Origin of the sequence: Pedobacter roseus (assembly GCF_014395225.1) — a bacterium.
Taxonomy (GTDB): Bacteria; Bacteroidota; Bacteroidia; order Sphingobacteriales; family Sphingobacteriaceae; genus Pedobacter; species Pedobacter roseus.
This window is the reverse complement of the sequence record NZ_CP060723.1, coordinates 4,968,210-4,987,797: the sequence shown is the minus strand read 5'-3', so window position 1 is coordinate 4,987,797 and position 19,588 is coordinate 4,968,210. Positions and strand designations below refer to the sequence as shown.

Genomic DNA, 19,588 nt, shown 5'->3' with positions numbered 1-19,588 from the left:
ATGAAGGTTGCATTAATTACAGGTATTACAGGTCAAGATGGAACTTATCTTGCAGAGTTACTTTTGGAAAAAGGGTACATGGTTCATGGTATTAAACGAAGAAGTTCTTTATTTAATACTGATCGCATTGATCATTTATATCAAGATCCACACGATGATAATGTTACATTTAAACTACATTATGGAGATTTAACCGACTCAACGAATTTAATCAGACTTGTTCAGGAAATACAGCCAGATGAAATTTATAATTTAGGTGCAATGAGTCATGTAAAAGTATCTTTTGATTCACCCGAATATGTAGCTAATGTAGACGGAATCGGAACTTTACGGATATTGGAAGCAGTGAGAATCTTAGGCTTGGAAAAAAAGACCAGAGTTTATCAGGCATCTACATCCGAATTGTATGGGGGCATGCCAGAAAATAAAAATGACAAAGGGTTTTATGATGAAAATTCACCTTTTTATCCACGTTCACCATATGGTGTGGCAAAGATTTATGGGTTTTGGATTACAAAGAACTATCGTGAAGCTTATGGTATGTTTGCTTGTAATGGAATATTATTTAATCATGAAAGCCCATTAAGAGGCGAGACTTTTGTAACCCGTAAGATCACCCGTGCGGTGGCTAAAATAGCTCAAGGTCTACAGAAGAAATTGTTTTTAGGAAATCTTGATGCCGAACGTGACTGGGGACACGCCAAGGATTATGTTGAAGCTATGTGGAGGATTTTACAGCAAGATGTTGCAGAAGATTTCGTAATTGCTACAGGAGTTACAACCAGAGTACGTGAATTTGTGCGTTTGGCTTTTGCTGAAGTTGGAATTACGATTGATTTTACTGGAGAAGGTGTCGAAGAAAAAGGTATTGTATCTGCATGCTCAAACCCTGAATTTCAAGTAGCTATTGGAACTGAAGTAGTTGGCGTAGATCCAACTTATTTCCGCCCGACGGAAGTTGATTTATTGATTGGCGATCCCACCAAATCAAAGACTAAATTAGGATGGCAGCCTAAATATGATCTAGCTGCTTTAGTAAAAGAAATGGTCGCAACTGATGTAGATCACTTCAAAAAAGAATCATTATTGAAGTCACATGGTTACACTATAAAAAACCAATACGAGTAATGTTGGATTTATATCTTCAAGATAAATCAGCTGCAATATATATCGCCGGGCATAACGGAATGGTTGGTTCTGCGATTAAACGTAAGCTAGAGGCCGAGGGCTTTGAGAATATATTGGTTGCTAATTCCAAGACATTAGATTTAAGGAATCAGCAATCAGTGTTGAACTGGTTTGAATCTAATCAACCTGAATATGTCTTTTTAGCCGCTGCGAAAGTTGGAGGAATCATTGCCAATAACACATATAGAGGTGAATTTTTGTACGATAATCTGATGATTCAAAGTAATATCATAGAAGCATCTAGAAGAAATGAAGTTAAAAAGTTAATGTTTTTAGGTTCATCTTGTATTTATCCTAAATTGGCATCGCAACCATTAAAGGAAGAATATTTGTTAACAGGTGAGTTAGAGCAGACAAATGAGCCCTATGCAATTGCTAAAATTGCCGGAATTAAAATGTGCGATGCCTACCGTGATCAATATGGATGTAATTATATTTCGGTGATGCCGACCAATCTCTACGGTATAAATGATAATTATCATCCTGAAAATTCACATGTTCTGCCTGCCTTAATTAGAAGGTTTCACGAAGCAAAACAAAAAAGCATTCCTGTTGTAACGATATGGGGAACTGGGGCACCTAAAAGGGAATTCTTGTACGCCGATGATTTAGCTGATGCTTGTTATTTCTTAATGCAGCATTATAATGAAAAGGGCCTGGTTAATGTTGGTTGCGGTGAAGATTTAAGCATTGCTGATTTAGCAGAGGAAGTTAAAAAGATTGTCGGTTATGACGGGAAAATAGAATATGATCATTCTAAACCGGATGGAACGCCACGCAAGCTTATGGATGTTCAAAAACTTTCAAAGTTAGGGTGGAATTATAGAACCTCATTAACTGAGGGCTTAAAGTTAGCTTATACTGACTATATAAATAGGGTTTTTACAGATAGTTCCGTAGCTTAAATACCTACCTTGGAGCGGAATTTTTTTAGTAGGCATGAGAGAGACAAAATTAAATGTTAATTATTCCTATAATAATAAAATACATATTATAATAAAAGTATGAAGGTAGTAATATTAGCGGGGGCTTGGGCACCCGATTAATGGAAGAAACGGAAGCAAGACCAAAACCAATGGTTGAAATTGGTGGTAAACCTATTTTATGGCACATCATGAAAATATACGAAGCCTATGGTTACAATGATTTTGTTTTGTGCTTAGGTTATAAAGCACAAACCATCAAAGAATATTTCCTAAATTACTATTTATACAACTCAGATGTATCTATAGATATTGAAAAGAATAAAGTGGATGTGCATTTTTCAAATTCCGAATCTTTTAAGGTTACTTTGGTCGATACTGGATTGAATACCAATACTGCTGGAAGGATAAAGAAAATACAAAAATACGTAGAGGGCGAAACGTTTATGCTTACGTATGGTGATGGTGTTGCGGACATTGATATTAATGCTTTAGTGGCTTTCCATAATAGTCATGACAAGTTAGCAACATTAACGAGTATACAAACTCCTGGTCGTTTCGGAAATATTGAAATGGATGAAAATGGAAACGTTCGGCATTTTGTCGAAAAACCTCAAGGCGATGGGATGTGGATTAATGGTGGATTTTTCGTATTGGATCCTGGTATATTCAAATATTTAGAGGGTGAAGTTGATGATGTGCAATGGGAGAATAAACCTTTAAAAGAAATTGCAAATGATGGGCAGCTAGCTGCCTTCAAGCATTCTGGTTTCTGGAAACCAATGGATGCCCTTCGTGATAGAATTGAGTTAGAACAGCTTTGGAAAAGTGGTGAGGCTAAATGGAAAATCTGGTAATATGTTAGATCAGTTAAAGAATGCCTATTCCGGAAAGAAAGTCTTTTTAACAGGCCATACCGGCTTTAAAGGAGCTTGGATGTTGAAGGTTCTTAATCTTTTAGGAGCGCAGGTAAAAGGCTATGCTTTAGCACCTAAAACAAATAATGACTTATATTATCTGATTGATGGGGATGAGATTTGTGAATCTGTAATTTCAGATTTACGCAATCGTTATGTGCTTAAGAATGCCGTTTTGGATTTTCAACCAGATTTTGTTTTTCACCTTGCGGCTCAGCCATTGGTTAGGCTATCTTACGAAATTCCGTCTGAAACTTTTGAGGTAAATGCAATTGGAACGGCCAACTTATTAGATGCAGTTCGTTCATTGGAGAAAAAATGTTCGGTTGTATTAATTACTACGGATAAAGTATATCATAATAATGAATGGGAATATCCATACCGCGAAAATGACCGCTTAGGAGGTTATGACCCTTACAGTGCCAGTAAAGCTTGTACAGAACTCGTTATCGATTCTTATCGTAACAGTTTTTTCAATATAAAAAATATAGCTGAGCATAAAAAAGCATTGGCTGTTGGCCGTGCAGGAAACGTTATTGGAGGAGGTGATTGGTCTAAGGATCGATTAGTTCCGGATATCGCCAAGTCGTTAAGTATAAATAAAACGGTTGAAATAAGGAATCCTAAATCTATTAGGCCGTGGCAGCACGTATTAGAACCTATTTTAGCTTATTTGATACTAGGAATGAAATTGGAACACGATCCAATTAGCTTCAGCACTGCTTATAATTTTGGCCCATACGCTACTGATGCATTGCCAGTTAGTGAAATGGTCAATTTAGCAATTAACGCATGGGGTAGTGGAGATTATACCAACCTTCAAAATGAAGGTGAACCGCATGAAGCCGGCCTTTTAAAATTAGATATTAGTAAAGCTATTAATGAATTGAAATGGAAACCCTTATTAGATGCAAAAGTTGCTGTTAGCGATTCCATAAAATGGTATAAGGAATTTGATAATGACAAAAATGTAATTAACACTTTTACTGAAATGCAAATTTTGGAATACATTTCTAAATTTAATTCATAGTGAAAAAGATAGCAATCATAGGGTGTAATTCATTCTTAGCAAGAAACTTTGTAGAGGCTTACGGAAATGAAAATTTTTTTTACTTATATGGAAGAACACTGCATCATAATTATGATGCTTTAGTAAACTATAAGTATATTGAATTTAATTATCCTTCTAACAAATTAAATTTAGATGATTTCCTTAATTATGATGTGATTATTTATGCTGCCGCAGGAGGAGTTCAGGCAAATTTACAGGAATCAAATTTACTCACTTATCAGATTAATACATTTTTCCCTATAGACCTTGTTACTCACTTGGAATATAATAACTTTAAAGGAAAGATAATAACTTTTGGCTCCTACTTCGAAATAGGTAACAACAATAAATTTTCTCCCTTTGATGAAGAGTCTCTGGTTTTTGCAAGTGGAAGTATCCCAAATAGTTATTGTGATTCGAAGAGATTATTAACCCGCTTTTATTCAAATAAACAATTTAATGTAACCTGGTATCATTTGATTTTACCTTCCTTATATGGCCCGGGAGAGGATGAAAATCGACTAATTCCTTATCTTATTAATAGTTTAAAAGAAAAAAAGAAACCTAGGTTATCGTCAGGAGAGCAGATTAGGCAATATATTTATATTTCCGACCTTGTAAATTTAATGAGCCTTTTAATTGATCAAGATATTAAGGCAGATCTTTATAATGTTGCAGGTTTGGATCTACCTCTAAGCATAAAAGCGTTGGTTGCGCGTATTTTTGATATGTTAGAAATCGAAAGGCCAGAAAATCAACCAATAGCAACAAGAGATCAGCAAATGCTTTATTTAGCATTGGATGATTTTAAAATTAGGACAGCTGTTAAAGATTGGGCACCAGTTGTTGATCTAAATACTGGATTAAGGAAATATTTGTGAGATGAACTTAGAGCGAAAGATTAAAATAATCAAAAGGAAGAGGATCGAAGATAGTAGAGGATGGTTTTTAAAAGTAATAAATGGTTTTGAAGAAAATTTGCCTCAATTCACAGGTGAAATTTATTTAACAATGGCTACGCCGAATCAAACAAAGGGATGTCATTTTCACAATAAAGCTAATGAATGGTTTACGCTTTTAGAAGGTAATTGTTTGGTGAAGTTATTTGACTTAGGTACAAATGAGAGATTGGAGATTATATTAGAAGCTGATAATCCTCAAACATTATATGTTCCGAATAATATAGCACATTGCTTTATTAACCTTAATGATAATAGTAACTTTCTTTTATTAGCTTATACAGATCAATTATATGATCCCGCAGACACGATAATATTCAACGATTTTGACAAACCGTTTAGCAACGATAGGATACTAAATAAATAATGAGAGAATTACAGGTTTTTATATCAACTTATAATAGGCCAGATATTATCTGTAATACTATAGATTCCATCTTAAATCAGAAGGGCGTGGAGTTTGATGTTATTGTGTCAGATAATTCAACAAATAATCAGACATATGAATTGCTTAAAAGCTACAAAGATAGAATTAAGTATATCAAAAGAAATCTTTCGGTCAATGCTGTAGAGCATTGGAATCTGATTTTAGGCGATGTTACATCAAAGTATTTCATGATATTTCATGATGATGATATTATGCTTGATGGAATGTTGTCTGCTATTTATGAAGCCTTTAGTAATGATGATGAAGTTGTAGCGGTTGGTAGTAATGCAAATACGGTTAAGAATAAAAAGATCATTGATACTTGGTTCTTGAAAAATAATGAAGATACACAGATAATTTCGGATGGGACACAGATGGCAAAAAGATATCTTGTTAAGAACCAAATTGTCCCATTTCCCTCTTACGCATATAAAAAAAGGGTAGCTGATGAATTAAAATTTGATCCTAAAAAAGGAGGGAAATATTGTGATGTAGCATTTTTGATTGATGTTGCTAATTTAGGGAAAGTGAAGTTTATTGCAAAACCTCTGATGGATTATTATGTTCATTCATCGCAATATAGTTTTGTTAACGAATTTAATGAAAGAATAAGGCTTATTAATTACATCAAAAAATGTACCTCAATAAATAAATTCAATAAAGAGTTACGTCTTTACAGGACGAAGAATATATATGAGCAAATCAGAGATTCAGGGGTTAACTTTTCTACGCTTTTCAGAAATCGTTCAATAATTTTAATCAAAGAATCTGATTATAGATCTTACGTTAAATTATGTGTTTTAGCTTTTTTTAAAAGACTATTTAAACGTTCTTGAATTTAAAATTAATGAAGATAATATTTGATTTACAGTATCAGGAAATGTTAAGCTTGCCGCTTACAGAGGTTGCCATGAACAGATTACCTGGTTTAACTTGGGTTAATATCTGTTATGATAATCTTATACACAGAGGTTATGAAGTAAGTTTATCAAGCAATGTAGACAGCTTTGAGGATGTTAAAGGTGCAATACTAATTAGTGATATGTACACTGCTCACACTGATAAACTTATAAGTAGAGGGGCCATTGCACATTTAGTTTTCAGTATGGAGTCTCCAAACATCTCGAAAAATTTTTACAGCACTTATTCGTCTAAATATAATTATAATTACAGTTATTTATTTCCTGGAATATTTAGTTTTTTTGGCAATGGAAAACAAAATTTACCGTTGTTTTGGCCAAACGCAAAGGTGAGCGAGCATTATAAGGCCAAGCCTAAAGATGTATTCTTAGGAATGATCGCAAGTAATAAACAAATGTTTAATCGAAGGTTCAAATTCATCCCTGGCATTATTGAACATACTGTTAAAAAAGTTGTTTGGTCCAATTACTATAACCGATTGAATAAAATGAGTTATACAGATCTTTATAAAAATAGATTAGAAGCAATTATCTACTTTTCTAAATTTAAAGATTTTGCTCTTTTCGGCAGGGGATGGAAGAAACAAAATACTTTAAGCTTACAAAATTTTAATCAAATACAAAAAATAGAACCACTAGAAATAGATGATAAGCTTGAGACTTTAAGTAGAATGAAATTCTCGATCTGTTTCGAAAACTTTAGATTTCCAGGCTATATTACCGAAAAGATATTTGACTGTTTTTTTACTGGAACTATTCCTATTTATTTAGGAGCTCCAGACATTGAAAATTATGTACCAACGAATTGTTTCGTTGATGCTAGGCAATTTGGTTCATTTAGCGAGATGAACGATTTTATTAGATCAATATCTCCAGAGAAAATTAAAGAGTTACTCGAAAATGCAAACAACTTTTTGAATAGTTCGGCATACGAGAAATTTACAGATAGGTGTTTTGCGAATCAGATTCTGAATTCAATAAATTAATAATATTATATCAAGCGTAAAAGTATATGGCTATGAAGTTGAAGTTGGGAAAAGCAGGGAAGGATTTGATTAGTAATTTGGGAGGGCGAACAAAATCCGTTATTTATGGATCAGGAGTAATGCTTATTGCAACTTTAGTGAGTACCTTAACACGAGTTGGTTTAATAGCTATTTTAGCTAGGATATACACAAAAGACGAGTTTGGAATGTGGGTTGCTATTACGTCAGCAACTGCAGTATTGGCATCATCAGACTTAGGGATAGGTAATTCTTTAAGAAATAAACTAGCCGAATTAAAGGTTAATGGAATAAGCGGTGATATAGAATCGCGTAAATACTTCTTCTCAGTCTTATATTTTTTCTTTTTTGTATCCCTAGCACTAAGTTTAGGACTTTATTTTTTCCACGATTTTATAAATTACAAAGATGTATTTAAGACAAGTGATTTAGCGCTTCAGAAACAAGGTGTAAATATCTTAATAGGTGTTCAAACAATTTTTTTGTTGGGAATTCCTTTCGGAATTGGAGCCTCTTCATTTTTTGTTTATAATGAGTCATTTTGGGTTGGAATTCAAAATATAGTGATAGGATTATTAAGTCTTATTATAATAGCAATTTTGGCACTTACAAAAGCCGATATAACAGTTGTTGCAATTGTTTTTTTCCTGATAACTCTTTTTGTAAATATTTGTGGATGTATGTATTTTATATATAGGCGCAAATGGCAATTTATCAACGTGAATTTTTTATTGATCTTTAAAAGAATAAAACAGCTGCTAAGATCGAGTTTGTGGTTTGCATTGTTACAGCTATCTGGTCCTTTTATGTATAATGCAACAACCTTAATTGTAACTGCAAATTTGAGTTTATCAAATGGTGCTGAAATCAATTTAGTTCAAAAGCTTTATACCTTCATAATTACTATTTACTTAAGCTTTTACAATCCTATCTGGTCTGGATATGCCGATGCAATACACCGTAAGGATTGGGCTTGGACAAAGAATATGCTGAAAAGGACGCTTCAAATTTCTACGGGAATATTTACACTAGCTATAATTATTTTTGTATTTTATGGAAATTTCTTTTTACAATTATTAGCGGGATCAAGTTATGTCAGCAATAATATTTTGTTTTTTTACCTAGGATTATGGGCTTTGTTTTACTCTCTTTATACCATGGGAACAGCTTTCCTGAGTGCAACAGGCAAAATAAATTTTATTACAATTATCACTAGCTTATTTGCACTAATTTATGTTTCTGCAGGTAACTATGTAACTAAGGCTTATGGATTGAGTGGTATATCTTTAATGTCAGCATTTGTTTTTTTTATCTTAACAATTGCAGCATACACGCACTCTTTCTTGATTATAAAAAAGAGATTAATATAAATATTTAGTTTGAATATCGTTTTATTAAGTTAGTGAACAATGGTAAGAATTAATAAAGTATTTTGTTCTGAGTGATGAAATAATATGATATAGTTAATACATCAAAAGTAGCATGAGATGATTTCATTGCATTGAAACTTATATTTAAAATACTTTAGACTAAGAATTGCTAAATTTTACTACTATGGATGAAATAAGCGTTTATAAATATACTGAATACAGGAGACAAAGATTGTTGAAATATTTTGTGTCACCCGCAATATACTTTTTGTTTATATCTGATTCACTGAATAAATACTATCAAACAAAAGCAGAAGTTATTGATCCTGAGAATTTCACCATAAAAGATATTATTAACAATAAGCGGTTGTTAACAATAGAAACATCATTCGACAGGTTTTTTTTAACGAGTATTTTGACAACTTCAATATTTTATCTATTAATAATAAGTTTGTTAAATGATTATAACTAGGGATGGTAAGAATTTAGGATTCCTAATATCCTCAGCACTGATATTATTTTACATGTCTGATGCTTTAAATAAATATTTTCAAGTAAGGTCTTCAATAATCAATGCTGAAGGCGAAATTTTTAGAGATTCTTTAAGTGTTTCTATTTTTTTTCGGTTAGTATTTGAAGTTGTTTTCCTCTACCTTATTGTGAGATTTTACGATAAGAAAAGAAAACAGGGACTTATGCTCATAGGGGGGCTTTTTTGCTCTTTTATCATTGGTAATCTCTTATTTCTTTTGAACTATTATGATTCGAATTATAGTTTAAGCCATCATTTAACCTCATTTAATAAATATATTTTTGTTTTTATAATCTTTTATGCAATTAAAGATATAGTTAATAACACTGAAGCGATAGATAGAATCTATAAAATTTTAAAAAAAATATACTTTGTCAATTCTTGTTTGATTCTTGTTGGATTACTCTTAAATATAAATTTATTTAAATCATATTATAATCAAGATTATAGATATGGGTATAACGGGTTAATCCCTTCCATTAATGAAGCAACACTTTTTTATATGACTGGTCTATCTTTGTTTTATTTCAATTATATAACACAAAAGAAAGATTTTTGGTTGTTAGTACTTTGTATAGTTGCTTCATTACTAATGGGTGCAAAAGCAACGTATTTGTTTCTATTTTTGTTATTAGCGTATCATATTCTATTTAAAGCAAATTATTGGCAAAAGGTTGTTTCAACTATAATTATAATTGTTGGTACTATTACTCTTATCCCATTTCTTTTAAGGGATAAGTATAGCTACCTATATGATTTCTTTATTTATCAATACGAGAAAAATGGTCTATTACAAACCTTAACTTCTGGTAGGAGTTTGTTTGTAATTACTAGATTTATAGAGAATCTAGAGTATTGGAATTTTTTCAATTTTCTATTCGGAGGTACGGATCAATTCAAATTTTATATTGAGATGGATTTTTTTGATCTTTTTTTGTTTTTTGGCGCCGTAGGTTTTGTCTTGTTTTTTGTTTTATATTTTAAAACACTTTTTGGAAAATTAAAACGCAAGACATTCAGACTTTTTTTTTGCTTTTCTTTTTTTTTAATTGCCTTTCTTGCCGGACACTTCTTTAGCAGTGCTTTAAATGCTTTGTATCTAAATATAACGGTTCTGTATATGATTGCCCATGAAGAGCAAATCTCGATAAAATTCACATCTTCATCATGATTCAATTACTTTAGTAACAAATAATAAAATGACATTAGACAACAAAAATATTCCTTCCTTAGATGGAATCAGAGGATATTCTATACTGTTAGTATTTCTATCTCATATAGGGTTTGGAAATGTTATCCCTGGAGGACTAGGAGTAACCATCTTTTTTTTTATAAGCGGATTTCTAATAACAAAGCTTTCGCTAGTTGAGCTTCGAAAAAATCTACATTTCAATTTCAGAGCATTTTATCTTCGAAGATTCTTTAGACTCTACCCCGCATTAATTTTATTTTTGCTTTTTATTGTTTTGTTCTTTGTAGTAATCCAACGTCCATTAATACTCTCGGAATTTTCAGCGGCTCTTTTTTACTATGTAAATTATGCTTGGGTATTTTGGGCTCCTTCTCATGTAGATCAATGGCATGGGATATTTAAAATACTATGGTCCCTAGCGATAGAAGAACATTTCTACCTTTTTTTTCCTGTTATTTTTGTTGTAACTTATAAAAAAGCGAGTTGGTTTTATTTCACGTCATTTAGTATAATTCTCGCATGTTTGCTTTTTAGAATCTATTATTCAAAAGTGTTTGGAGATAGTCCCGAACTTGAGTTATATAATTATAGTCTAACGCATACTAGGGTAGACTCTATAATGTATGGTTGTCTTTTGGCATTTGCACTATATAGTGGTTATAACGTTAAAATTTTCAAAATATTGAGCAATAAGAGTTTATTTGCTTTTGCAATATTGACTCTTTTTTTTACATTAATATATCGGGATCCAATTTTTCGGCAAACTTATCGTTACAGTTTACAAGGTTTTGCATTATTTGTTATTATACCAAATATTGTATTTACTGAATGGAAATTATTACGGTTCTTTTTTGAAAATAAATTGATCGTTGAGATTGGCAAATTAAGCTACTCTATTTATCTTTTTCACTGGTTTTCTATGTTTTTAGGCAAAAGCTTATACCCGGAAGTTACTGTAGGATGGTACTTTATCGTTATTGTAATGACCATTCTTTTCTCTTATTTCTCATTTAATTATATTGAAAAGCCTTTTGTTAAATTACGTAGGAATTATGGTTCAAATGTTCAGCTTGAAAAAAAATCGTAATGAGTACACATCTCAAAAAGCTCAAATTATATATCGTATCTAATATGTATCCATCAAGTGAGGATGCTTATTACGGTGTATTTGTAAAGAATTTTTGTAATTCGATCATTGGGTCTCCACAAATTAAAATCGTATCTACTTCTTTTATTAGAGGTCGTGGAACATCTTTTTTGTCAAAATTGAATAGATATTTTAAATTCTATACTAGCATATTATTTAAATCGTTATTTTTTAATTATGATATTATTTATGTTCATAATGTGTCGCATAGTATTTTGCCGCTTTATCCTGTTCTATTAAAAAGGCTATTCTCCAAAATACGAATCATTATCAATCCCCATGGAGAAGACATGGTTATAACTCACAAAATTGATGGTATTCTGCTTAGCTTATCCCTTCCTTTTATTAGAAAAGCAGATCAGATCGTTGTTCCAAGTTTGTATTATGGTAATTTAATTGCGAAGTTATATAATTTAAATCCCAAGAAGATATTCATATCACCGTCAGGAGGGATCGACTTATCAGTGTTTAAAGTTCTGGAGACTAAGCGATTTGTAAATGTTCAGGAGAAAAATATTGGATTTATCTCCCGGATTGATCCTGATAAAGGATGGGATGTTCTATTAAACGCAATAGCTATACTTGTCGCTTTTGATGAATTTAAATCATTGAAAGCAACTTTTGTTGGGAAAGGCACTGATGTTGATAGATTTTTAAAGTTAGTGGATATATTAAAATTGTCAGATCATGTTGAATATTTGGGTTTTAAATCACAAATACAACTTCCGGAAATAATTAATAAGTTTGATGTTTTTGTATTTCCAACTAAAATGAGGGAGAGCTTAGGTTTGGTGGGACTCGAATCTATGGCCTGCGGTGTTCCAGTAATTGCATCCGATCAGGGTGGAATGTCTGACTATGTTAAGGACGGTGTTAATGGCTTTACTTTCAAATGTGGTGATCACTTAAGTCTTTCAGGCGTGCTTAAGAATTTTTTTAATTTAAGTACTGAGGAGGTTTTGGATATGAAGAAAAATGCTTTGGAAACTGCGGAAGTATTTTCTAGCAATAATGTTAAAAACAATATGATCGCAAATTTGATTTCAATTAAAAATAAATGAAAAACGCTATTCTTCTTCAAGGAAAATTTTTACTTGTTCAAATTTTGAATACCGTGTATTCACTTTTACCATTTTTTACCCTAAAAAAAATTCTTTTACAATGTGTAGGTATTAAGATTGGGCATAAATCCTGTATTCATAGAGGAGTTAAATTTTTTCATATTGGAAATTTGTCTTTGGGAAATAATTCTGTCATAAATTTTGGGTGTTATCTGGATAATAGAAGAAATATAACCATTGGTAATAATGTTTCAATTTCTCATAATACAAAAATATACACATTAGGGCATGCAATAGATTCTCCAGATTTTTGCACGCAAGGTAAGCCTGTTATAATAAAGGATAATGCATGTATTTTCGCAAATGTTCTGATAATGCCTGGCGTTGTAATAGGAGATGGGGCTGTAATATTACCTGGATCAGTTGTAACGAAATCAGTTGGTGAAATGGAGGTAGTTGGTGGCAATCCGGCAAAATTTCTTCGTAAAAGAAATACCACCTTGGAATATTCGATTGACTATTCTTACTGGTATGCACTTTAGTGGTTATTTTATGATGATTACGAAAGAAAAGTTCTTAGGTTACAATTTTATAGTTTCTAAAGATATTAAGCAAGTTGCATTAAGTATTTTTGAATATCACAATAGTAATGAGATCCATCTATTGCCAATAATTTTCACCCCAAATGTTGATTATATTGTCAAACTTGACATTGCTAAGTATCATGAATTAAGAGAGCGCCTTAAACAATCCGCTTTTATTCTACCAGATGGACAACCAATAATTTGGGCATCCAAATTATCAAAAGGTAATATAACTAATCGTTTAGCAGGAAGTGATCTTTTTAGCCACCTTTATTCACTCGTTAAAAGAAATCAAATACCATCTTTGTTCATAACTTCCGGAGATAACGTTTCGAAATTTTATGAAAAAGATTTTCCTGGATGCCATATCTTGACCTTACCTTACATAGATGCGGAAGACAATAATGGGTTTAAAAAAATAGCAGATCTAAGCGTCGATCTTATCATTAAACATGACATTAAATTTGTTTTTATTGGAATTAGTTTTCCTAAACAAGATAAAATCGCTTTAGGCATTTTTGATGAATTAAAAGCAAGCGGATACGAGAATATTCCTATACTTGCTTTAATCGGTGCGAGTCTTGAATTTGAAGCTAAAATCAAAAAGAGAGCTCCAATGATTTTTCAGAAACTAGGATTAGAGTGGTTTTATCGGTTTTTGATGGAACCTAAAAGGCTTTTTAAAAGATATTTTATTGACAGTTTTAAATTTATAAATATAGTTAAAGCTAATAAAAAAAGTGAGTTATAGATAGCAATGACAAAATTAATTACTACCATTCATTATGGCTTAAGGTGTAGCTTTAGTTTTTAATGAAACGGACAAAATATTTTCCCAACAATTTATTATTGTATTAACTTATTAACAATCTAAAATTGTTAAAATACTAGTTGTAGAATCAAAAATCGATGTAGGTAACCAGAGAAATGATCTCCTCTAATTGTAACAGATGACCGAACATTAGTTTTAACTTTAATTAAAACAGATGGAATACTAGAAAGGGATAACCTAAATAATGTTTGTTTCCAATAAAAAAGCTAATTTTGAGATTTGACGTCATTAAATGTTTTAGTGAGAAAAAGGTCTTGATTTCGTTTTTAATCCTAACTTATGAATTAAAATATTACTAGAAATAACATTATATTGTTAGCGTTTATCGCAGAGCCACTTTATTGTCATTTTGTGGAAGTATTTATGGAGCTATTTGTTATTCTAATTTCGGTAACGCTAAAATCAAATAAATTCAATGGTCGAATTTAGAGAACCCATGATTCAAACACACAATATTCTGAATATTAATTTGCAAACTTTGGGGCAGAGCGCTTTGCTACTACTACTGCTGATGACTTTTTAATATTAAATTGAGGGGCAAGTACTGCTGTTATTTTGTGAGCAAAAAAATATATGTGTATGGCAGATAGGGAGGTGAAGTTAGAACATGAATTAAGAAATTATTTAAATAATATGAGTAAAATTGAAATTGGAGTAGTTGTGAATTATTACAACCCAACTAGAAATAAAAGTTTAATTTATCAGACATTATTATCGGCCCTGTCTTATAAAGGTAGTAAAGTTTGTACAGTAATAATTGTAGACGGCAGCGGTTTTGAAGATGAATTTTTAAAGAATACTGCATTTGAAAATGGGATGATATATTTAGCAAGTGACAGGAAATTGAAATTTGCTGAAGGATATAATAATGGAATAGATTTTTTTGTCAATCAGGAAGATATAAAATATATTATTCTCTCTGCAAATGATATCATAGTACCCGAATCATTACCAACAGATCTTCTAACCGCTTATTTAACTAACGGTAATGTTGGATGTGTAATTCCTTATCTCACAAAAGGCGATTATTATCTTCAGAACGAGTATTTTTTATTTAAAAATCGCTTTGTACCATTAATGACTTTAAACTGCAATTTTTTCAGTAAGGAAGATCTAATATCTATTGGAAGGGTACCTGAATATCTAAGTGGTTATTTTAATGATGTGGTGATGTCTCACCGCCTCCATCAAATTGGTAAACGGATATTGATTGCAAAAAATGTATTAGCTATACATTTGTTAAGTAAAACCGTGGCAATTTCTTCAAGCGCATCTTATGATGCAGATTGGTTAATATTTAAAGAGCAGCATAGCGAGCTCACATCTGGAAGTACATTTGTAATCAATGCAAAAAAATTTAGTTCTGGGAAAATCGAACATTTTTTTTCATTACTAATGGGTATGATGCCTGGAGTTAAAGCAAAAAGGAATTTGGAAAAACTATACTACGTAGTTTACGGAATAGAAGCCTTTTTTTTTAAACTTATGAAAAATGTTATACCTAGGAGTTGGTTTAAAGCATAAAGCTCTATTTAGCAAGAAACATATTAAATTTGAAGCCAAAAATAAATAGGGCCGAAGGCTTAAGAATTACTTACGAGTATTTTAAATCTCTTCCAAAAGAAACTTTGAAAAAATAGAACATAAAGACTTTATACATTATAACCGTTAATAAATGACTATAAAAACAAATACATTTATCCTAATTATGGCTGGAGGAGTTGGTTCTCGCTTTTGGCCAAAAAGCCGCAATCATTTTCCTAAGCAATTTATAGATATCTTAGGAATAGGCAAATCTTTATTGCAGCTAACTTACGAGCGCTTTCTAACTATCTGTCCTAATGATCAAATATTTATTCTAACCAACGAAACTTATGCAGATTTGGTTGCAGCGCAATTACCTGAAGTTTTAAAGGAAAACATCCTTTTAGAACCTAGTAGAAATAACACCGCACCTTGCATAGCTTATGCAACATACAAGATTAGTAAGCTAAATCCGGATGCCAATATTGTAGTAGCCCCTTCAGATCATTTAATTTTAAAGGAAGATGTATTTTTGAATAAGATCGCACAAGCGCTGGGTTTTAGTTCGAAGAATGATGCCTTGTTAACATTAGGGATTAGCCCAACCAGACCTGATACTGGTTATGGTTACATCCAATATCAAGATTCGAGTATCGAGAATCAAGGGGTGCCGAGTGAAATTAAAAAGGTAAATGCCTTTATGGAAAAGCCCGTTTTAGCTAAGGCAGAGGAATATTTACTAAGTGGGGATTATGTTTGGAATGCCGGGATTTTTATCTGGTCGGCAAGTTCATTAAAGAAAGCCTTTGAGCAACATGCTCCTGAAATTGCTACAATGTTTGAAAGCGGTTTATCTTTTTATAATACACCAAACGAGGTCAAATTCATTGTTGAAAATTATCCATCAAGTCCTAATATTTCGATTGATTATGCGATCCTGGAAAAAGCAGATAATGTTTATACCATTCCTGCCGACATTGGCTGGTCGGATTTGGGCACATGGGCATCATTACATGCTATAGGGGAAAAAGATGCTGATAATAATATGGTCAATTTGGAAAAGATTCATTTAAAAGATACTTCGAACTGTATTATTCATTTGCCGAATGACAAAGCTGCCGTAATTAGGGGCTTAGATAACTATATTGTGGTTGATGATGGCGAAATATTGTTGATTTATCCCAAATCCGATGAACAAGAGATTAAACAGGTTGCTAAGGATATGGTGATTCAACATGGAATGCAGTATTCATAATTACAGAAATTAAAGATCGTTTGCAAAGTTTACAGAAATTGTAAACTTTTTTTGTATCTACCTATGGGATGAATTTATCGACTATTACTAGAAGCATAAATACTCCTCTTTCTTTAGCTTTATGTAAATCTTATATTGCGTGATTATTACTGATTTTTATTTTGGTAATGATTATTTAACTTTGAATTTAGATTTTGGGCATCAATTTTGTTCATTATGATTCATTTAAAACAAAAGCAATAGATAAATGTTTTAGTTTTCCCTTTAAGCCTATGCAAACACGTTACTTATTTATACTCAAATATATTTTACCGATTACTGACCTGATTATGGTCAATATTGTGTACTTTTTTGCCTACGAATTTACCGCTTATATGGGGAAAGCGGTAAGTTCTGAATTGCAATGGCATTATATTGTGGTTTGTAATCTGATCTGGATTGTGAGCACTACAAGTTTTGGTTTGTATAGTGAATATGGATCGCGTAGGATTGAGCGCATCTATCGCGGAACCTGGAAAAGTGTCGTTTTACACGCGGTTTTATTTTCTATCTACCTTTTCTTCTCTAAACAAAATGATTTCTCCAGATCTTTTTTAGTGATTTTTTATGGCATGTTAGCCATTTTGTTTTTGGTGAACCGCTTTATTGGTACCTCTTTTCAGTTTTTATTATTTAACCATCTACGAGGTGTTAAGTCTGTAGCGATTATGGGTAATAATGCTACGGGTTTGCAATTGGCGAGCTATTTCGAAAAGCAGCGCTATATTGAATTTCATGGTTTTATTAATGATATGCCGGAGGATTATTTAGACCGTAACGGTCAGATTTCTGATATGGTTGGGCGGCAGTTTAAAATGGCGGTTGATAAAGGCATTAAAGATATTTATGTTACCATTGCACCGGAACGGATGGCAGATATGAGTCTATTGACTGAAGAGGCTGAGCGCCAATGTGTACGCTTAAAGTTTATTCCTGATATTAGCGGTGCCTTATTATCGCCCTATACGGTAAGTTATTTGGGGAACGAGTTCCCCGTGATTTCTTTACGTTCTGAGCCACTAGAGAAAATACACAACCGCTTTAAAAAACGGGCAATTGATGTAGTGTTTAGTGGTTTGGTGATTCTTTTCGTGCTAAGCTGGTTGTATCCAATTATTGCCTTGTTAATTAAAATGCAAAGTAAAGGCCCTGTGTTATTTAAACAGCTGCGAAGTGGGAGAGATGATGAACCTTTCTGGTGTTTTAAATTTAGAAGCATGCGCATGAATGCCGATAGCGATAAAAAACAGGCGAGTAAAAACGATGATCGGATTACGCCTATTGGAAAGTTTTTAAGAAAATCTAGCTTAGATGAACTGCCACAGTTTTTTAATGTATTTATGGGGCATATGAGTGTGGTAGGCCCCCGTCCGCATATGTTAAGCCATACCGAACAGTACAAGGGTATCGTAGACCAATTTATGGTTCGTCACTTTTTAAAACCAGGAATTACAGGTTGGGCACAGGTAAACGGCTACCGTGGCGAAACTAAGGAAGATTACAAAATGGTAAAACGAGTGGAACACGATATCTGGTATTTAGAGAATTGGAGTGCCATGCTGGATGTGAAGATTATCTTTATGACCGTAATTAATATGGTTAAAGGTGAAGAGAATGCTTTTTAATTACATTATTTGATGAATACAAGACCAACCCTAATTATTCTTGCAGCAGGAATGGCCAGTCGATATGGGGGGAACAAACAAACAGAATCTTTCGGTCCTGGTGGTGAAACTATTATGGAATATTCTATTTATGATGCCATCAGGACAGGATTTGGCAAGGTGGTTTTTATCATCCGCGAAGAATTTGCTGAAGCCTTTGCTGCGCAAATTGAGCACAAATTAAGCGGAAAAATTGAGATCGATTATGCTTTTCAATCGCTGGAAAGCTTTAGCAATGATATTGAATTTTCAAAAGAAAGAACAAAACCTTTTGGTACTGCACATGCGCTACTTTGTTGCAAGGGTAAGGTGAGTGAACCTTTTGCTGTAATTAACGCCGATGACTTTTATGGTTTTGATGCCTTTAATAAAGCCCATACATTTTTAACCCAAGAGATTCAGGATAATTTATTCGCCTGCTTAGGATACGAATTAAAGAATACCGTAAGCGAGTTTGGCGCGGTTACCAGAGGAGAGATCCAGACCAATGCCGCAGATGAAATTGTCTCCATCAATGAAAGAAGGGAGATTATTTTAAAAGCTGGAAAAATAATTAGCCTGGAAAAGGATCAAAGTGAGATTTTAAATAAAGGTACTAAGGTGAGTATGAACTTTTTCTGTTTTACACCAAGTTTTATTGACTGGATGGAGGATAAGTATTACGAGTTCTTATCAGTAAATAAAGATGAGCTTAAAACGGAGTTCCTTATACCAGAAGTTGCTGATCAGTTGATTAGAACTGGTGAAGCTCGTATCAAAGTTATCGCTACAGATTCCAAATGGTTCGGTGTTACTTTTAAAGAAGATGCAGCTCTAGTGAAGGAAGAGCTGTTAAAACTTTCTAATGCACAAACGTATCCTGTTGATCTTTGGGATTTAAATATTCCAATAACATTATTATAGATTTTTAAGCCCGTAAGGGCTTTTCTTTTATTGAACTTTGACAAAGAGCATTAAATTGATAATTAATAACGTTCTTTGCCGTTTGAATTAAAAATT

At 32.5% G+C, this 19,588-nt stretch carries 18 protein-coding genes; all 18 read left to right on the top strand.

All coding sequences use genetic code 11. The features are described 5' to 3' along the window. The 18 genes from gmd to H9L23_RS20415 all read left to right on the top strand — a co-directional run bounded on the left by gmd (position 1) and on the right by H9L23_RS20415 (position 19,492). Positions 1 to 1,128 carry a GDP-mannose 4,6-dehydratase gene (gmd, locus tag H9L23_RS20500; protein WP_187592071.1) on the top strand — a complete coding sequence of 376 codons (1,128 nt, stop codon included), beginning with the start codon at positions 1 to 3 and terminating at the stop codon, positions 1,126 to 1,128. Then, complete coding sequence (locus H9L23_RS20495; RefSeq protein ID WP_187592070.1) at positions 1,128 to 2,093, top strand: GDP-L-fucose synthase family protein; 966 nt, start codon at positions 1,128 to 1,130, stop codon at positions 2,091 to 2,093. Before gmd ends, H9L23_RS20495 begins: the two co-directional genes overlap by 1 nt. Before the next feature lie 140 nt (positions 2,094 to 2,233). Next, on the top strand, positions 2,234 to 2,968 hold the full coding sequence (gene rfbF / locus H9L23_RS20490) for a glucose-1-phosphate cytidylyltransferase (RefSeq protein ID WP_187592069.1): 735 nt from the start codon (positions 2,234 to 2,236) through the stop codon (positions 2,966 to 2,968). Position 2,969: 1 nt separating this feature from the next. Next, a complete protein-coding gene (gene rfbG, locus H9L23_RS20485) occupies positions 2,970 to 4,058 on the top strand; it encodes a CDP-glucose 4,6-dehydratase (RefSeq protein ID WP_187592068.1) in 1,089 nt (362 codons plus the stop codon). Beyond that, positions 4,058 to 4,960, top strand: a complete 903-nt coding sequence (locus tag H9L23_RS20480) for an NAD-dependent epimerase/dehydratase family protein (RefSeq protein ID WP_187592067.1) — start codon at positions 4,058 to 4,060, stop codon at positions 4,958 to 4,960. Before rfbG ends, H9L23_RS20480 begins: the two co-directional genes overlap by 1 nt. 1 nt (position 4,961) lies before the next feature. Further along, complete coding sequence (locus H9L23_RS20475) at positions 4,962 to 5,405, top strand: polysaccharide biosynthesis C-terminal domain-containing protein (protein ID WP_187592066.1); 444 nt, start codon at positions 4,962 to 4,964, stop codon at positions 5,403 to 5,405. Further along, positions 5,405 to 6,301 (top strand): glycosyltransferase family 2 protein, encoded by an 897-nt coding sequence (locus H9L23_RS20470; RefSeq protein WP_187592065.1) that lies wholly within the window; start codon positions 5,405 to 5,407, stop codon positions 6,299 to 6,301. The genes H9L23_RS20475 and H9L23_RS20470 overlap by 1 nt, the downstream gene beginning before the upstream one ends. 11 nt (positions 6,302 to 6,312) lie before the next feature. After that, positions 6,313 to 7,371, top strand: coding sequence for a glycosyltransferase family 10 domain-containing protein (locus H9L23_RS20465; RefSeq protein WP_187592064.1), 1,059 nt, complete (start codon positions 6,313 to 6,315; stop codon positions 7,369 to 7,371). Between the two features lie 32 nt (positions 7,372 to 7,403). Further along, the gene (locus tag H9L23_RS20460; RefSeq protein WP_187592063.1) at positions 7,404 to 8,759 is read left to right on the top strand and encodes a lipopolysaccharide biosynthesis protein; all 1,356 of its coding nucleotides are present in this window, start codon (positions 7,404 to 7,406) and stop codon (positions 8,757 to 8,759) included. A gap of 524 nt (positions 8,760 to 9,283) precedes the next feature. Beyond that, positions 9,284 to 10,462, top strand: a complete 1,179-nt coding sequence (locus H9L23_RS20455) for a hypothetical protein (protein ID WP_187592062.1) — start codon at positions 9,284 to 9,286, stop codon at positions 10,460 to 10,462. Positions 10,463 to 10,490: 28 nt separating this feature from the next. Beyond that, positions 10,491 to 11,570, top strand: a complete 1,080-nt coding sequence (locus tag H9L23_RS20450; protein WP_187592061.1) for an acyltransferase family protein — start codon at positions 10,491 to 10,493, stop codon at positions 11,568 to 11,570. Then, positions 11,570 to 12,691 carry a glycosyltransferase family 4 protein gene (locus H9L23_RS20445; protein ID WP_187592060.1) on the top strand — a complete coding sequence of 374 codons (1,122 nt, stop codon included), beginning with the start codon at positions 11,570 to 11,572 and terminating at the stop codon, positions 12,689 to 12,691. Before H9L23_RS20450 ends, H9L23_RS20445 begins: the two co-directional genes overlap by 1 nt. After that, positions 12,688 to 13,233 carry an acyltransferase gene (locus tag H9L23_RS20440; RefSeq protein WP_187592059.1) on the top strand — a complete coding sequence of 182 codons (546 nt, stop codon included), beginning with the start codon at positions 12,688 to 12,690 and terminating at the stop codon, positions 13,231 to 13,233. Before H9L23_RS20445 ends, H9L23_RS20440 begins: the two co-directional genes overlap by 4 nt. Positions 13,234 to 13,243: 10 nt before the next feature. After that, positions 13,244 to 14,026: a WecB/TagA/CpsF family glycosyltransferase gene (locus H9L23_RS20435; protein ID WP_187592058.1), complete on the top strand. Its 783-nt coding sequence runs from the start codon at positions 13,244 to 13,246 to the stop codon at positions 14,024 to 14,026. A 660-nt stretch (positions 14,027 to 14,686) separates the two neighbouring features. After that, the gene (locus tag H9L23_RS20430; RefSeq protein WP_187592057.1) at positions 14,687 to 15,631 is read left to right on the top strand and encodes a glycosyltransferase family 2 protein; all 945 of its coding nucleotides are present in this window, start codon (positions 14,687 to 14,689) and stop codon (positions 15,629 to 15,631) included. Between the two features lie 151 nt (positions 15,632 to 15,782). Next, complete coding sequence (locus tag H9L23_RS20425) at positions 15,783 to 16,886, top strand: mannose-1-phosphate guanylyltransferase (protein WP_317175263.1); 1,104 nt, start codon at positions 15,783 to 15,785, stop codon at positions 16,884 to 16,886. Positions 16,887 to 17,158: 272 nt separating this feature from the next. Then, entirely contained in the window at positions 17,159 to 18,550 is a 1,392-nt protein-coding gene (locus tag H9L23_RS20420; protein ID WP_187592056.1) for an undecaprenyl-phosphate glucose phosphotransferase, read from the top strand. A 12-nt stretch (positions 18,551 to 18,562) separates the two neighbouring features. Then, positions 18,563 to 19,492, top strand: coding sequence for a nucleotidyltransferase family protein (locus H9L23_RS20415; RefSeq protein WP_187592055.1), 930 nt, complete (start codon positions 18,563 to 18,565; stop codon positions 19,490 to 19,492). Positions 19,493 to 19,588: the final 96 nt, after the last annotated feature.

Coding starts and splice junctions, on each gene's coding strand:
- H9L23_RS20415 (WP_187592055.1), top strand. CDS start 18,563: ATGAATACAAGACCAACCCTAATTATTCTTGCAGCAGGAATGGCCAGT.
- rfbG (WP_187592068.1), top strand. CDS start 2,970: ATGTTAGATCAGTTAAAGAATGCCTATTCCGGAAAGAAAGTCTTTTTA.
- H9L23_RS20450 (WP_187592061.1), top strand. CDS start 10,491: ATGACATTAGACAACAAAAATATTCCTTCCTTAGATGGAATCAGAGGA.
- H9L23_RS20440 (WP_187592059.1), top strand. CDS start 12,688: ATGAAAAACGCTATTCTTCTTCAAGGAAAATTTTTACTTGTTCAAATT.
- H9L23_RS20425 (WP_317175263.1), top strand. CDS start 15,783: ATGACTATAAAAACAAATACATTTATCCTAATTATGGCTGGAGGAGTT.
- H9L23_RS20460 (WP_187592063.1), top strand. CDS start 7,404: ATGAAGTTGAAGTTGGGAAAAGCAGGGAAGGATTTGATTAGTAATTTG.
- H9L23_RS20455 (WP_187592062.1), top strand. CDS start 9,284: ATGTCTGATGCTTTAAATAAATATTTTCAAGTAAGGTCTTCAATAATC.
- H9L23_RS20470 (WP_187592065.1), top strand. CDS start 5,405: ATGAGAGAATTACAGGTTTTTATATCAACTTATAATAGGCCAGATATT.
- gmd (WP_187592071.1), top strand. CDS start 1: ATGAAGGTTGCATTAATTACAGGTATTACAGGTCAAGATGGAACTTAT.
- H9L23_RS20495 (WP_187592070.1), top strand. CDS start 1,128: ATGTTGGATTTATATCTTCAAGATAAATCAGCTGCAATATATATCGCC.
- rfbF (WP_187592069.1), top strand. CDS start 2,234: ATGGAAGAAACGGAAGCAAGACCAAAACCAATGGTTGAAATTGGTGGT.
- H9L23_RS20420 (WP_187592056.1), top strand. CDS start 17,159: ATGCAAACACGTTACTTATTTATACTCAAATATATTTTACCGATTACT.
- H9L23_RS20445 (WP_187592060.1), top strand. CDS start 11,570: ATGAGTACACATCTCAAAAAGCTCAAATTATATATCGTATCTAATATG.
- H9L23_RS20435 (WP_187592058.1), top strand. CDS start 13,244: ATGATGATTACGAAAGAAAAGTTCTTAGGTTACAATTTTATAGTTTCT.
- H9L23_RS20475 (WP_187592066.1), top strand. CDS start 4,962: ATGAACTTAGAGCGAAAGATTAAAATAATCAAAAGGAAGAGGATCGAA.
- H9L23_RS20465 (WP_187592064.1), top strand. CDS start 6,313: ATGAAGATAATATTTGATTTACAGTATCAGGAAATGTTAAGCTTGCCG.
- H9L23_RS20430 (WP_187592057.1), top strand. CDS start 14,687: ATGGCAGATAGGGAGGTGAAGTTAGAACATGAATTAAGAAATTATTTA.